The sequence below is a fragment of the Micromonospora sp. NPDC049044 genome (assembly GCF_040649215.1).
In the GTDB taxonomy this organism is placed as follows: Bacteria; Actinomycetota; Actinomycetes; order Mycobacteriales; family Micromonosporaceae; genus Micromonospora.
In genome coordinates this window covers 39940-52341 of record NZ_JBEZFA010000013.1, presented here as the reverse complement: position 1 = coordinate 52341, position 12402 = coordinate 39940, and the positions used below count along the sequence as shown (strand labels likewise).

16 protein-coding genes are annotated in these 12402 nt (G+C 67.6%); all 16 read right to left on the bottom strand.

The features are described from left to right. Window positions 1–210 precede the first annotated feature (210 nt). Window positions 211–1221: a mechanosensitive ion channel family protein gene (locus AB0B85_RS13545; RefSeq protein ID WP_357407099.1), complete on the bottom strand. Its 1011-nt coding sequence runs from the start codon at window positions 1219–1221 to the stop codon at window positions 211–213. A gap of 284 nt (window positions 1222–1505) precedes the next feature. After that, the gene (locus AB0B85_RS13540) at window positions 1506–2744 is read right to left on the bottom strand and encodes a site-specific integrase (RefSeq protein ID WP_357406875.1); all 1239 of its coding nucleotides are present in this window, start codon (window positions 2742–2744) and stop codon (window positions 1506–1508) included. A gap of 1 nt (window position 2745) precedes the next feature. Further along, the gene (locus tag AB0B85_RS13535; RefSeq protein ID WP_357406873.1) at window positions 2746–2940 is read right to left on the bottom strand and encodes a helix-turn-helix domain-containing protein; all 195 of its coding nucleotides are present in this window, start codon (window positions 2938–2940) and stop codon (window positions 2746–2748) included. Continuing rightward, the gene (locus AB0B85_RS13530; RefSeq protein WP_357406871.1) at window positions 2937–3140 is read right to left on the bottom strand and encodes a hypothetical protein; all 204 of its coding nucleotides are present in this window, start codon (window positions 3138–3140) and stop codon (window positions 2937–2939) included. The genes AB0B85_RS13535 and AB0B85_RS13530 overlap by 4 nt, the downstream gene beginning before the upstream one ends. A 91-nt stretch (window positions 3141–3231) precedes the next feature. Further along, window positions 3232–4821, bottom strand: coding sequence for a replication initiator (locus AB0B85_RS13525; protein ID WP_357406869.1), 1590 nt, complete (start codon window positions 4819–4821; stop codon window positions 3232–3234). Then, on the bottom strand, window positions 4818–5705 hold the full coding sequence (locus tag AB0B85_RS13520; RefSeq protein WP_357406867.1) for a hypothetical protein: 888 nt from the start codon (window positions 5703–5705) through the stop codon (window positions 4818–4820). Before AB0B85_RS13520 ends, AB0B85_RS13525 begins: the two co-directional genes overlap by 4 nt. Further along, window positions 5702–5911, bottom strand: a complete 210-nt coding sequence (locus tag AB0B85_RS13515; RefSeq protein ID WP_357406865.1) for a hypothetical protein — start codon at window positions 5909–5911, stop codon at window positions 5702–5704. Before AB0B85_RS13515 ends, AB0B85_RS13520 begins: the two co-directional genes overlap by 4 nt. Window positions 5912–5926: 15 nt before the next feature. Then, on the bottom strand, window positions 5927–6259 hold the full coding sequence (locus AB0B85_RS13510; protein ID WP_357407097.1) for an RRQRL motif-containing zinc-binding protein: 333 nt from the start codon (window positions 6257–6259) through the stop codon (window positions 5927–5929). Between the two features lie 770 nt (window positions 6260–7029). After that, window positions 7030–7455: a hypothetical protein gene (locus AB0B85_RS13505; RefSeq protein WP_357406863.1), complete on the bottom strand. Its 426-nt coding sequence runs from the start codon at window positions 7453–7455 to the stop codon at window positions 7030–7032. Then, window positions 7452–7967, bottom strand: a complete 516-nt coding sequence (locus AB0B85_RS13500; protein WP_357406861.1) for a hypothetical protein — start codon at window positions 7965–7967, stop codon at window positions 7452–7454. The genes AB0B85_RS13505 and AB0B85_RS13500 overlap by 4 nt, the downstream gene beginning before the upstream one ends. Before the next feature lie 84 nt (window positions 7968–8051). Beyond that, on the bottom strand, window positions 8052–8237 hold the full coding sequence (locus AB0B85_RS13495) for a hypothetical protein (RefSeq protein ID WP_357406859.1): 186 nt from the start codon (window positions 8235–8237) through the stop codon (window positions 8052–8054). Beyond that, window positions 8234–9112, bottom strand: a complete 879-nt coding sequence (locus AB0B85_RS13490) for an FtsK/SpoIIIE domain-containing protein (RefSeq protein WP_357406857.1) — start codon at window positions 9110–9112, stop codon at window positions 8234–8236. The genes AB0B85_RS13495 and AB0B85_RS13490 overlap by 4 nt, the downstream gene beginning before the upstream one ends. Window positions 9113–9223: 111 nt before the next feature. Then, window positions 9224–10156 carry a hypothetical protein gene (locus AB0B85_RS13485; RefSeq protein ID WP_357406855.1) on the bottom strand — a complete coding sequence of 311 codons (933 nt, stop codon included), beginning with the start codon at window positions 10154–10156 and terminating at the stop codon, window positions 9224–9226. A gap of 121 nt (window positions 10157–10277) precedes the next feature. After that, a complete protein-coding gene (locus AB0B85_RS13480; protein WP_130406273.1) occupies window positions 10278–10610 on the bottom strand; it encodes a hypothetical protein in 333 nt (110 codons plus the stop codon). A 186-nt stretch (window positions 10611–10796) separates the two neighbouring features. Further along, on the bottom strand, window positions 10797–11993 hold the full coding sequence (locus AB0B85_RS13475; protein ID WP_357406852.1) for a helix-turn-helix transcriptional regulator: 1197 nt from the start codon (window positions 11991–11993) through the stop codon (window positions 10797–10799). After that, a complete protein-coding gene (locus tag AB0B85_RS13470) occupies window positions 11986–12303 on the bottom strand; it encodes an antibiotic biosynthesis monooxygenase (RefSeq protein WP_357406850.1) in 318 nt (105 codons plus the stop codon). Before AB0B85_RS13470 ends, AB0B85_RS13475 begins: the two co-directional genes overlap by 8 nt. Between the last annotated feature and the right edge of the window lie 99 nt (window positions 12304–12402).

Here is a 12402-nt window from a genome sequence, read left to right as displayed (position 1 = left end):
GGCAGCCCGGCCGGAAGCGCTCGTCAGATCTACGGATCAGCGAGGTTGTGATCACGCTTTGGCGGGAACGCGTGCTCCGGATTCTGCCCGATCGTCTGACAACTATCTAGGTCGAACGGGTCGTTCGTCGCTTCCCCGACTGAACGAACGGACGATACCTGAGGGGCCGGGCGGCTCGCGACCCCGGATTCGAGGACAATGTCGGGTGGGTCAGGTGGCACCACCCTGGCCCGTTTCCCCTTCGGACAGCGGCCGGGTGGGCAGCCCGGGGAAGATGCGACCAGCGGCGATCTGCGCGGTGATCCCCGAGTTCTCCAGCGACTCCGCCAGCCGCCTCCGCAACTCCCGGCCCACCGCGAACTGGCCGTCCGCTGTCGTCTTCACCACCGTCCGGATGACCGCACCGTCCACCGTCACCTGCTCGACGCCCAGCACCTCGGGCGCCTCGACGATCTCCGGCGACAGCTCCGGGTCCATCGCCACCGAGGCGGCCGCGGTCCGCAGGACGGCGGTGGCCTCCTCGGTGCTGTTGAAGCCGATCGGCAGGTCCACCACCACGAGGGCCCAGCCCTGGCTCTTGTTGCCCACTCGGATGATCTCGCCGTTGCGGATGTACCAGAGCACTCCGCGCCCGTCGCGCACGGTGGTCACCCGGAGCCCGACCGCCTCGACCACGCCCATCGCCTCGCCCAGGTCGACGTTGTCGCCCACCCCGTACTGATCCTCGATCAGCATGAACAGGCCGGCGATCAGGTCCTTGACCAGGCTCTGCGCGCCGAAACCCAGCGCGACCCCGGCGATTCCCGCGCTGGCCAGCAGCGGGGCCAGGTCGAAGCTGAACTCACGCAGGATCATCAGCAGCGCGATGCCGAAGACGAACGCGGTGGTCAGGCTCCGCAACACCGAGCCGATCGCCTCGGCACGCTGCCGTCGTCGCTCCGGCACGAACTCGGTCGGGTCGGCCGCCGCGCTCGGCACCCGCTCGCGCAGCGGACGCAGCATCGTCGGCACCGCGCCGTCGGTAGTCGTGCGGACCAACCGGTTGATCGTGCGATGCACCGCCCAGCGAGCCACCATCGCCAGCGCCAGGATCAGCAGCACCCGCAGCGGCTTGAGCAGGATCCAGTAACTGCCCTCGGCGAACCACGCCGAATGGGTCATCTCGTACAGGAACTCGCAGGAGGAATCGCCCTGGCAGTTCACCGACCCGACGGTGGACAGGGCAAGGGGCGTCACGGTTGCGGCACTCACCCTGTCTTAGTACCGCAAGGGGCCCGAGCGCCCACCGCCGACCCACCGGCCACGACCACGTTGACCAAGGGCTGTCAACCAGTGTCAGGCAACGGAAAGGGTTCGCCCAGGCCAGCATGGTGATCCGCCCCGATGCGGATGATCCTCATACCCCATGCGGGATTAGTACGTGCAATCCCTGTTTGGGTGGCTACGACCCCTGTTGACCTGCTAGAACGCCCGAGGAAGATCATCGGGCACAGCCAGGGCACAACCTAGTGCCGATCTTGGTTCGCCGAGGTGCCTGTCTGGCCGGCGTCGGTCCGGCGGAGGATTTGCCCGACAAGGCCGCGCGGCCGATCCTTCTTCGGCAGCCAGTGAACGTAGGTTTCCAGCGTGATCCGTAGGCTGGCGTGCCGAAGTGCGTGCTGCACCTGCTGGGGCTCGACGCCGTTGCTCATCAGCGTGGTGGCGAAGAAGTGGCGTAGGGAGTGGAAAGTTCCTTCCTTGGGCCAGCCTGCGGCGGACCGCCAGTCCTCCCACATCTGAGACCAGTACCGGCCGTTTATCAGCTTCCCGCGTGTGGTGGTGAACAGGAGTGCGACGGGACGAGTGACCCTGCCTTCACTGGTGATGTCCGGCAGCTCGAATTCGACGGGGCCGACATCTTTGATGTGGGCTGCAACTTCCTCAGCAACCACGGCATCGAGGTCGACCGTCCCTGTCGATCCGCTTTTTGGTGCGGCAAGGTAGAAGCCGCCGAAGTGCTCCCGGGAGTGCCGCAGTTGCTGGACGACATGAAGTTCGTCGTGAGCGACGTTCAGGCACCGTGAGCTGTCTTCCAGGCCGAGGGCTTCACCGATTCGCAAGCCTTCACCGGCTCCGAGCCATATGGCGGCCCGGAATCGTCGGGGCACAACCTCGGTGAGCTTGAGGACCTGGTCCTCAGTCGGTACCCACTTCGGTGCCCGCGACATCCCCCGCAGCACTTGTGTGAGGTTCACGCCGTCGCAGGGGTTGTCCTCAAGCACCTTGTCGATGACGGCGGCATTCAGGATCGCTTTGAGGACGCCGAAGTAGAGGCCGATGGACGACTTCGCGGTTTGATCGTCCAGCATCCGACCGAGCCAGGCCATCACGTCGGTCAGGGTGATCGACCGGATGGGTTGCTCACCGAATGTCGGCAGAAGACGCTTCCGAAGATTTTGCGGGACACGTCGCTGTGTCTCGATGCTCCACCCCGACTCGCGTGATTCCTTCCATCGCTGCGCGTACATCGCGAAAGTAAGCTGTTCCAGCTCGCGGCTTACCTTGACCTCTTCCGCGACGCCCGAGCGGCAGTTGAGGTCGAAGGTCTCCGCGTCGCTTTTGCGTTCGAACAGCTTTTCTCGGGACTCACCCGACGCGTCGGTGTAACGGACCCGCCAACGTTTCCCCCTGCCGTGTCGTTTTGAGGGAAGGCGCTTCTTGTCCGGGCCGCGCTTGGTCAGGTACCAGAGGTCGTCAATTGCCATGTCAGGCCGCCTGGTCTTCGAGCCAGGCCCGGACGTCGGCCGGGTTGTAGCGCAGGTGACGGCCGACTTTGGAGGCACGTGGGCCGGTCCGGCGGTGACGCCATTGGTAGAGGGTGCCGACGGGGATGCGGAGGAACGCGGCCGTCTCTGTGATCGACCACAGTTCCGGCGTCGAGGTAGGGGTGGGTGCGGTCATCGGGGCTCCTTTCGGGTGATGGTGATGTAGGTGCGGCTTTCGCCGCTGTAGCCGGCGGGTCGGGTGCTGGTGCGGCAGGTGACCCGGTCGCGGCCGTAGTGGGCGGTGAGTTGGGCCGCGATGGTGGCGGCGTGGGTGGTGACGGTGGCGGTCGGACCGATGAGCCGGACCGCGACCAGGGGGCGGGGACGTGTGGGCACGGCGTGCTCCTTCCAGGTCGGTGGGTGGGGGGTGTTGCGTGCGCTGTGGAGTTGTCAAGGAACGGCTTCACAGGTCGTTGACACGTACGTGTCAAGCGGCCAGGGGTTGAACCGCGCGGGCGGCGGTGAGTTCGTCGGCCAGGGCGTCGAGGCCGGCGAGGTGTTGTGCGCGCGCCATGGCGGCGGCCGTGTTGGCGAGCAGCGCGTCACCGGTGGTGATCCAGCCGGTGGCTTGGTAGCCGAGTTCGTAGATGACCCGTTCGGTCTGCTCGTCGTCCCAGGTGTGCGGGTGGCCTTCGGTGCGTCGCCAGATGGTGCGCTGCATGCGGAGGAAGCCGAGGGTGACGGAGAACGCGCGGCTCTTGGTGGCGATGTGCCCGCCGTAGCCGAACTGGTGCGCCCACCGCCGCAGGCGGGCGTAGTCGGGGTGCTCCCCGAGGTCCCAGCACGCGCGGATAAGCCGGCCGAGGTGCGTTGCGGGGTCGCCGTGGATTTCGACGGAGAGGTCGTCAACGCGGCGCAGGCTCAGACCGGTTACCTCGGTGCTCTTGGTGACGTACTTGGCGATGTACCCGGTGATCTGGGCGAGGTTGACCTCGGTGCCCGGTGCGTTGACGTGCTTGAGGTCTAGGCCCTTGTCACCCCAGGCGATGTGCCAGCCCTGCCCGCCGTTGCCGGGGTGGCCAGCGGAGGTGTAGGCGGTCTTCAGGAACGCGGCCCGGACGGCAGCCTCGAACAGGTCCCGGGTGACCGCTGGGGGCGGGGGGACGATGGCCTCGGGGCAGTCGGGGTTGTAGCCGTCGAGGCGGATGAGGGCGTGGTAGTGGATGACGCCGCGTACCTGGAATTCGTAGACCTTGATGTAGCGGCGGCGCAGGTCCACGCCGTGTGCCCGGCCGAGGCGGCGTAGTTCCCGGTCGGCTTGTTGGATGGTGCGGCGCCACAGCTCGGGTGCTTCGTGGTTCCACACGACCTGTCCGGTGTGGTCGTAGCAGTCCAGGCACAACGGCTGCCCGAGGTGGGTGTCTGCGGCCTTGTGGCGTTGCCCGCAGCGCAGCTCGACACCGTGCGGGCAGTTCCGGCCGAACGGGTGACACACCGAGGGCCGGCAGGTGCAGCCGTCCTTCTTCCGACAATCCGCCGCGTGCACCTTCACCACCCGGTGATGCACTGGCCCGAACGACGGCGCGGTAGCGGTCAGAAAGATGGCGATGTGCTCGTTGAGCGGCGGGAGTCCCCATCGGTCGCCTTGCAGGCCGGCTTTGATGAGGTGGTAGGTGTCGCGGCGGTACAGCTCGGCGCAGGACGGGCACACGTTCGCGCGGCGGTTGCCGCAGGGGGTGTAGATCGCGCCGTCGGGCATGTCGGCGGTGTCGACGGTGGCCATGCGGTTGCCGTCGGCGTCGTTGACGTGGATCTGCCCGGCGAGGCGGATCGGGTGCTTGCACGCCGAGGCGGCGCGGACGTGGCCGAGCCATTCGGAGTAGTCGGGGTCTTGGGCGCGGGCGCGACCGGAGGCGACGGTGCGGGGATCGTGCCCGCGTACCCACCCGTCGGCGGCGGGGTCGCGGGGGCCGGTGGTGGTTGCAGCCCAGGGCCAGTAGGCGGCGGACTCAGCGGAGGCTCCCGTGCCCGAAACCGTGGTGGTTTCGGGCGCGAGAGGCAGCGTCGAGGACGTCACGCGGTGGCTCCAACAGCGGTGCCGTTGTGTGCCTTGTCGTTGATGTTCGGTTGGGTGTTGAGGGCCGTCAGGATGTCGGCGGCGGTATGGGTGGGGATGCGCAGTCGCACAGCGAGTTGGCCGGGGGTGATGGGTTCACCGTGGGCCTTTTCGTGGGCGCTGGCGACGATCCGGGCTCCGGAGAGCAGCGCGGGCGCGGGGCCGGCGGTTACCGCAGGCGCGGTGGGTGCCGGGGTCGGGTCCTTGTCGGTGGTGTCCGGGGTGGGCTCGACCGTCGTCGGGGTGTCGGTGTCCTCGCCAGAGGTGGGCAGGGTGACAGGTTCGTAGGCAGGTGCGGTGATCTCGGGTGCGGGGTTGGTGGCCGGGGTCGCGGCGGCCGGGCGGACCGTCGGCGAGGCGGGGATGTCGGGTGACGACGCCTCGGCGAGGGTGGCTGGCGCAGGTGCCGGGACAGTTTCGGTGGGCCGGGTTTTGCGGTTTCCGGTGGCGAGTAGCGCGGCGGTGGCCATGAGCATCAGGCCATCGACGGCGAGGGGACCGAACCAGACGACGAGGGTTTCCTCGTTGTAGTGGTCGAGTAGTCCGGACAGGTGCCGGTAGGACACGAACGCGGCGACCAGGGCGACGGGCGGGAGCCCGACCCAGCGCAGCACGTTCCAGCCCCAGCCGGTGGGCCAGGGCGTGCGGGCAAGGATCTCGATGGCGATGAACAGGAACAGTGGCCAGACGATCGCGGAGATGACCGCGCCCGGTTCCGGGCTCCAGTTCTGCGGAGCGTCTTTCGGGGCGATGAACGAGTGAGCGATGTTCGCGGCGACGGAGACCGTTCCGCCGGACAACGCGCCGATGTAGGCGTAGACGCGGCCGTTCTTGGAGGTGGTCATGACGCCGCCTGTGGGGCGGGCGCGGGGTCGGCGAAGAGGGAGAAGCTGAGGACGACGGCTTCGATGTAGCCGTTGCTGCGGAGGTCGTTGGTGATGGTGGTGATGTCGTCCATGGAGCGGATGTGCCGGTAGAGCGGCCATTCGACGGACATGAAGCCCGCGCCCTGGGGGACCTTGTAGGTGAACGAGATCATGTAACGGAACATGTCGGGTCCTTTCGGCTAGTCGCAGTCGAGGCAGGTGCCGGTTCGGCGGGGGATGTAGTAGGGCTTGACCTGGCCGCAGTCGGGGCAGGTACGCCGCGCGGTGAGCGCCTTGTCGATGGCCGCCCGTTGGGCGGGGGTGGCGGTGCGCTTGGGCATCGCGAGGTCGAGGCGGAACAGGTAGGCGACGCGCTTGCCGCGACGCCACATGATTTGCGCGGCGGGGTCTTGGCCGCCGGGGCGCAGGTTGCGGGTACGCAGTTGCCGGCGGGTCAGCAGCCCGTCGGGGGCGAACTTGAAGGGGTAGGTCGGCAGGCCGTAGCGCTCGCCGGTCGGGTCGTAGAACACCATCGGGTCCTCCGAGTCGTCGTCGGCCTGGTCCTGGTCGTCGTCGCCGGCTGGGTTGCCGGTGGTGAAGGTGGGGTGTTCGTAGGTGTCGCGGTCGATGTCCTCGGGCAGGAACGCCGCCGAGCAGAGGGCGCAGACGATCGGGCCTTCCTCGAAGGCCGTGGTGGAGATCCGCAGCTTGCGGGGGCACTCGCATTCGCACGAGACGCCGTTGTTGTTGTTCGTGCGGGTCTTGCCTTCCCCGGTCGGTTCGGGGTGGCGGTAGAAGCGCAGCGCCTCAGCAAGGCCGGCGATGGTGGCCTTGTAGCGGGCGCGGGTGAGGTCGGTCAGGGTGCAGGGCGAGTAGCCGAGCTTGTCGTCCTTGGTGGTGGACAGGCCGAGTTCGGCGGCGAGGGTGGCGAACTTCTTGTTGTGCCAGCGGCCCTGCCGTGAGGTGTCCTGGATGCCTCGCACGTCGGCGAGGGCGTGGGTTGCTTCGTGCAGGAGCGTGGTGAACACGGCTTCCGGTTCGCGGGAGAGCCCTTCACCGGAGATGAGGATTTCGGGCAACTGCTGCTCGCCGGCTTGCCAGCGCAGGGCGGCGAAGTGGCCCCATTTCATGCCCTGACTGGGCTTGGTGGGTGAGCCGGAGCCGACCACGAGAACAGCGGCCGGAACGTCGGAGTGCTGGGCGCGGATGGCCGACCAGGCGGCTTCCAGTGCGGCGACGAGTGCGGCGGTGGAGACAGGGTTTTGACACGTACGTGTCAGGTCGGGGGTGTGGGCGGCGGTGCTCATGCGGCGGCCCTCCGGATGGTGTGTTTGCGGTAGGCGATGGCGGCGGCGCACAGCGCCTCGATGACGTCGGCCGGGGTGCGGCCGGGCAGGGTTTCCCAGTCGAAGACCGGGGCGTGCAGGCCGGCGTGACCGACGGCGATGAGGTAGGTGTTGAACCACTCGACGGCCGCCGAGTAGGTGCGCTGGTCGGCGTCGGTGATGCCGGTCAGGTACCAGCGCGGGCGGCCGAACACGGCAGCCCGGATCGCGCCGAGAATCGACGCCGGGTAGGTGCCGGTCCGGTGACACGCGCACTGAGCCGGGCAGGCGTCGTGGGTGTCGTAGAGGCCGGTGGGGGTCCAGCCGTAGCGGCCCAGGTAGAGGGCGGCGCGGTCGAGGACGGCGTGAACGTTGCCGGTCGGCAGAGCGGTGACGGTGCTCATCGGGCGGCCCGCCAGGCGAGGAAGCCGGCACGGGTGGGGTTCTTCTCAGCCCACACGCAGGCGTCGGCGTAGGTTTCGAGGTCGTCCTCGGCGGCGTGGGTCCAGTCGTAGTCGGCGGCGGCGTCGCGGAGGATGTCGAGGATGTCGGCGAGGGTGTGGCCGGCGTGGTCGTTGAAGTCGGCGACGATTTCCCGGTCGGAGGAGCAGAGCGCGCCGTAGTAGTTGTGTTCGGGGGTGCGGCCGTCGCGCCACAGGTAGTCGGCCAGGTGCCGGAAGGTGCTGTCGCATTCGGCGTTGCCGAGCAGGACGGCCATGCGGTCGCCGTAGACAGCCATGCCGATAGCGCCGGTCACGCAGGCCGGCGGAAAGGCGGTTTCGGTGGTCCAGTCGTAGTAGCTGCCCTGGATCCAGCCTCGGATCTCCAGGTAGCGGGCGGCGCAGCGCAGGATGTCGGCCGGGGTCAGGTCGGCCAGCGCGGCGGGGGTGGTGGGCTGTTTTTGGGTAGGGTTCATGGCGGCCACGTCCTTTCGTGGGCGGTGGTTGGGTCGGCAGACCGGGCAGCTTTTCCAGGGCCTTGGCCGGTCTGTCGGCCGCTTCTATCGGTGGTGCAGGTGGAGCCGGAGAATCACCCGCTGCCTGCCGTCGCTGACACGAGCGGGTGCGGAGCGGTAGACCAGGGCGCCCGACTGGCGGGCGATGACGGTGAGGGCGGCGATGTCTTCGCCGGTCCCGACGAGCACGAGGTCCAGGACGCGGGTCGGGGTAGCGGTCGTGGTGCTCATGCCGCAGCCGGCAGGTCGGCGGGGGCAGCGAGGCCGCTGCGGCGGCGGGTCCAGGTGGCGTAGTCGGCGACGCGGATGATGTCGGCGTCGGTCATGTAGGCGGCCTTGACCCGGGTGGGGGTGCCGCCTTCGGCGATGAGGTAGCCCTCGCCCTGGTTGTTCGGGTCGATGCTGTTGGAGGAGAAGCCGCGGGCGTACCAGCCGTGCCCGAGGACGATGTCGGAGGACACGTCGTTGGTGCAGCGGCCGGCGAACCGCCAGGCGAACAGGTCCCGCAGCGATGGCGGGATGATGTCCGAGGACGGGCGCTGAGTGGCGGCGGCGACGATGATGCCGACGGCGCGGCCCCGGGCGACGATGTCGCGCAGCAGCGCGGCGAACAGGTCTTGGTCCTTCTTGTCCCCGGCGGTGGCGGAGAAGTAGGCGATCTCGTCGCAGGCCACGAGGATCTGACCGAATACATCGTTGGGGCCGATCTTCCGGCGACGCCGGGCCAGCAGGAACGAGTACCGGTTGTCCATCACCACCTGAACGCGGCGAAGGGTGCGGATGGCGTGGCCCATGTCCGGGCCGACGAACACGTCGGCGGCGTCCTTCCACAAACCCAGCTCGACCTGCTTGCCGTCGAGCAGGCACAGCCGCACATCCGGGCACAGAGCCGCGTGTCCGACGATGGTGTTCAGCAGGCTCGACTTGCCCGCGCCGGGCTCGCCGCCGATGAGGATGTTGCGGTAGATCATCGGCAGGTAGGCCGGGTGGCCGAACTCGTCGATGCCGAGGAAGACCGGGTCGAAGATGGACAGGCCCGCGCCGACCGGCACCGTCTGCGGTGCATCCGGTTGCGGGGGCAGTTCGATGGTGTCTGTGAGGTCCATGGCAGGGCTCCCGGGGTCGGTTGACACGTACGTGTCACAGCGGGTGGGGGATGGGAAGGGGGCGCGGACGCTTGACCCGCCAGGGGTGCCTGGTCCGCGCCGTCCCGTTGGTTAGGCGTAGTCGGAGGGGTCGAACCCGGTCGGGCTCGCGGTAGGGGTGGTGGGGTTGCGCGGCTTGCGCTGGCGTGGCGCATCGGGTGATGCGGTGGCCGGCTGGTCCGGCACGTCGGGCAGGTCCAGGCCGACAGGCGGCATGCCCGGTGAGGTGGGGGCGTTGGCCGGGATGTCCGTGGGGACGTAGTCCGGCAGCGGCGACACGATCGTGTGCGCCAGAGGTTCGCGGCGGGTGATGTCGATACGGATCAGCGCCGCGTACTTGCGACCGGCGCGCATGACGCGGACCTCGTTGGCCCAGCACGCCACGGCCAGCTTCTGCACCTGCCCGTCCTGCTCCAGATCCCGCAGAGACAGACCGGGGCGCAGCCACACCCACACCCGTTCACCGGCCGGGGTGGGCTTGGCGAGCAGGATCAGCGGGAGCGAGCCGTGCCGGTTGGTGGCGATGAACGCCGCGAAGCACAACCGCAGCCGGTGCCGCACGATCAGGCACCACATCCAGGCCATGACCCGGCGGCGAACCGGGCTGATGGCGGCGGGGACGCCGACGACCAGGGCGACGATGAGCAGCGAGCCCCACAGCGGGGTCGACTGCATCAGCGTGGTCCAGCCGTAGACGGCGGCCAAACCGAGCACGATTTCCGGCAGCCAGTGCCAGAAGACCCGCAGGACCGGCCACGCCACGATCAGCGCGAACAGCACCGCGCCGAGGACAGCGCCGAGGACGACGCCGAGAAGGCCACCCAGGATCGGGTGCATGTACTCAGAGGCCACCGTGGCGGCCAGGAGGCCGACCACACCGAGGGTGACCCAGAACGCGATGGTGGCCCGACGACGGTACGAGCGGGCAACCGGCGCTTCGATGACAGTGACTTGACCCCCACGGTTCGACCAGCCGAACGGGGACCTCTGGCTAGACTTGGACACGACAAGTCCTCCCTAGTAGGGACCTTGTTGGACAGGACGCGGGGTCGCAGACGACGCCAATCAACGGCGACCCCGTGTCCACCTCTTCACCTCGTGTGGAGCCGAACAGGAACACCGGCCGCTAGACGGCGGCGGTCTCCATCGCGGTCAGCGCCGAGGCCCGGAACGCGACACCGGAGCGGACCTTCCCGTCCCGGTCGTTGACCCAGGGCAGCGCCTCCAGGTCCATCGGCACCACCGGCTGACGAACAGCCACCGCCGGCATCACCGGGCTGACCACCGTCACGTTGATGACCTCCGCGCTTCCCTCCGACAGGGCGTAGAGCTGCACCGCCCACATCGGCTGCTTCGTCTCCCGGTCGAACTTCTGCTGACCCGTCTGGTCCAGCTTCGGAACCGGGTTCACCGCGACCTCGTACGACACCCGCGAGGTGTCCAGCAGCAGACGTCCCATGACTGACTCCCTTCAACTAGGGCTCGCTCACCTTGAGCGATTGCCCGTGTTCGATGGGTTCAGCTTAGCCCGTACAAAAGTACGTGTCTAGTATTTCAGTACGGGTCATCGATCTGAATCTTGGTACGAAGAAGGGCGCCCCGTTGTGGGACGCCCTTCGGTGCAGCTTGGAACATGTGACGGTAGCTAGGCCACTCCTACGCGGCGTGCCAAGGCTGCCAGTCGGTCAGAAGGGGTGGGCTCCATCCGTAGAAGGTCGGAAACCATCGTCTCGACCACCGGGTGTCCCTTGACCTGCTCGGGGGTTAGCGCCTCGGCCTGCTCAAGCGCATCGACCGCCTCAGAGACTCTGCGGCGCTGAGTCCATGCTTGCGCCACATACATGAGGAGCCGAGCCTGCCGCTCGGACGAAAGGCCGGACGGGTCGATCCGCTCCGCCGTCCGGAGCGCAGAACCGGCGTCGCCGAGTTCGACTGCCACCGCGACCTCGTGTAGCTGGACGTTCGTGGGCCCAAACTCGGTCTCGTAATCGTTGCGGTCGACCCCAAGGAGCTGGGCTGACTCTCGCGCTACTCCGAGATACTCGTGAGCCCTCTGATCGTCTCCCATCCGCGCAGAGGCCACAGCGAGCTGAAGATTCAGCGCGCCGAACAGCGACACGGCCGCAGGCTTGTCCGCCGACGCCTCGGACTCAAGCGCTGCCGCAGACGACGATGCAGCGCTTATGACTTGCTCGAATTGCCGTCCGCCCTGAAAGACCAGCGCAAGGCGGAACGTTCCAGCGGCGACCAATAGCGGGTCTCCGACCTGCTCGGCAACGAGCAACGCCCGATCGGTTGCGACCCAGGCCGCTTCATGCTGACCAAGCTTCGACAGTGCGGCTGAGAGGGCGTGGTAGGTCGACGCTAGCTCGGTGAGGTACGTCTTTCGCGCCTCGCCTTTGGCGGATCGTGTTGCTCTCTCCAGATCCGGCAGTAGGCCCCGCAGCAACTCGGCCAGGTCCTCGTAACGGGCGGCATGCGCGTATGTCCAGCACAGATCGGCTCGCTCGGCCGTCTTGGGTAGGGGAAGCTCTCGGTCCTTGCCCAGAATCGCGGCCATGAGGTAGCTGGTGCTTAGCACCGAGCGTAGGGCAGCAGCCGCCGAGGGAACCTCGGCGCTCTCCGGATCCGCAGTGCCCGGGGCTAGTTCGGCCATCGGGATGCCGAGCGCACCCGCAATCCGCTCCAAGATGGAGACCCGATCGATCGACCGTACCCCTCGCTCGACTTGCGAAAGCCAAGCCTCAGACCGGCCGATCATCTCGGCGAACTCACGCTGAGAGAGTCCACGCTTTTGCCGTCGCCTAGCTATAAGTCGACCTTGCTCATTGCTGTCAGGCATCTAGTGAACCAAGGCCCTTGCTAGGTCCGGGCGCTAGGAACTCAACCCGCGCGTCCTGTGTGTACGGTTCGCGCTCCTTGTGGAAACGGATGACATGAGGTTGCACTTCGTGCGCCTCGAATGCTTCTCGGTCTGCGTAGCACTCGTAGAAGACTCGGGCGAGCGGTTCCCCCTCGACAGAGTGCGTGGCGTAGATCAGCGTCCCCGGTTCTTGGGCACGGATCTGAATCCCAGTCTCTGCGACAAGCGCGTCAAACGCTTGCGCGCTCTCCTCGTCTTTGAGATCGAATCGCACTACTAGTGCAAACATGCAGCCAACCTCCCTGGTCAACCGAGAGTTACGACTTGTGTACGCAACTCTAGCCGTACTCTTTTTCGGCCACCCGTATTCTATTACGGATCGGCGTGC

Excerpts from the sequence above, each read along its gene's own strand:
- AB0B85_RS13500 (WP_357406861.1), bottom strand. The coding sequence starts at position 7,967 with ATGAACCCTACCCAAAAACAGCCCACCACCCCCGCCGCGCTGGCCGAC.
- AB0B85_RS13505 (WP_357406863.1), bottom strand. The coding sequence starts at position 7,455 with ATGAGCACCGTCACCGCTCTGCCGACCGGCAACGTTCACGCCGTCCTC.
- AB0B85_RS13520 (WP_357406867.1), bottom strand. The coding sequence starts at position 5,705 with ATGACCACCTCCAAGAACGGCCGCGTCTACGCCTACATCGGCGCGTTG.
- AB0B85_RS13495 (WP_357406859.1), bottom strand. The coding sequence starts at position 8,237 with ATGAGCACCACGACCGCTACCCCGACCCGCGTCCTGGACCTCGTGCTC.
- AB0B85_RS13490 (WP_357406857.1), bottom strand. The coding sequence starts at position 9,112 with ATGGACCTCACAGACACCATCGAACTGCCCCCGCAACCGGATGCACCG.
- AB0B85_RS13515 (WP_357406865.1), bottom strand. The coding sequence starts at position 5,911 with ATGTTCCGTTACATGATCTCGTTCACCTACAAGGTCCCCCAGGGCGCG.
- AB0B85_RS13510 (WP_357407097.1), bottom strand. The coding sequence starts at position 6,259 with ATGGTGTTCTACGACCCGACCGGCGAGCGCTACGGCCTGCCGACCTAC.
- AB0B85_RS13475 (WP_357406852.1), bottom strand. The coding sequence starts at position 11,993 with ATGCCTGACAGCAATGAGCAAGGTCGACTTATAGCTAGGCGACGGCAA.
- AB0B85_RS13540 (WP_357406875.1), bottom strand. The coding sequence starts at position 2,744 with ATGGCAATTGACGACCTCTGGTACCTGACCAAGCGCGGCCCGGACAAG.
- AB0B85_RS13470 (WP_357406850.1), bottom strand. The coding sequence starts at position 12,303 with ATGTTTGCACTAGTAGTGCGATTCGATCTCAAAGACGAGGAGAGCGCG.
- AB0B85_RS13480 (WP_130406273.1), bottom strand. The coding sequence starts at position 10,610 with ATGGGACGTCTGCTGCTGGACACCTCGCGGGTGTCGTACGAGGTCGCG.
- AB0B85_RS13535 (WP_357406873.1), bottom strand. The coding sequence starts at position 2,940 with ATGACCGCACCCACCCCTACCTCGACGCCGGAACTGTGGTCGATCACA.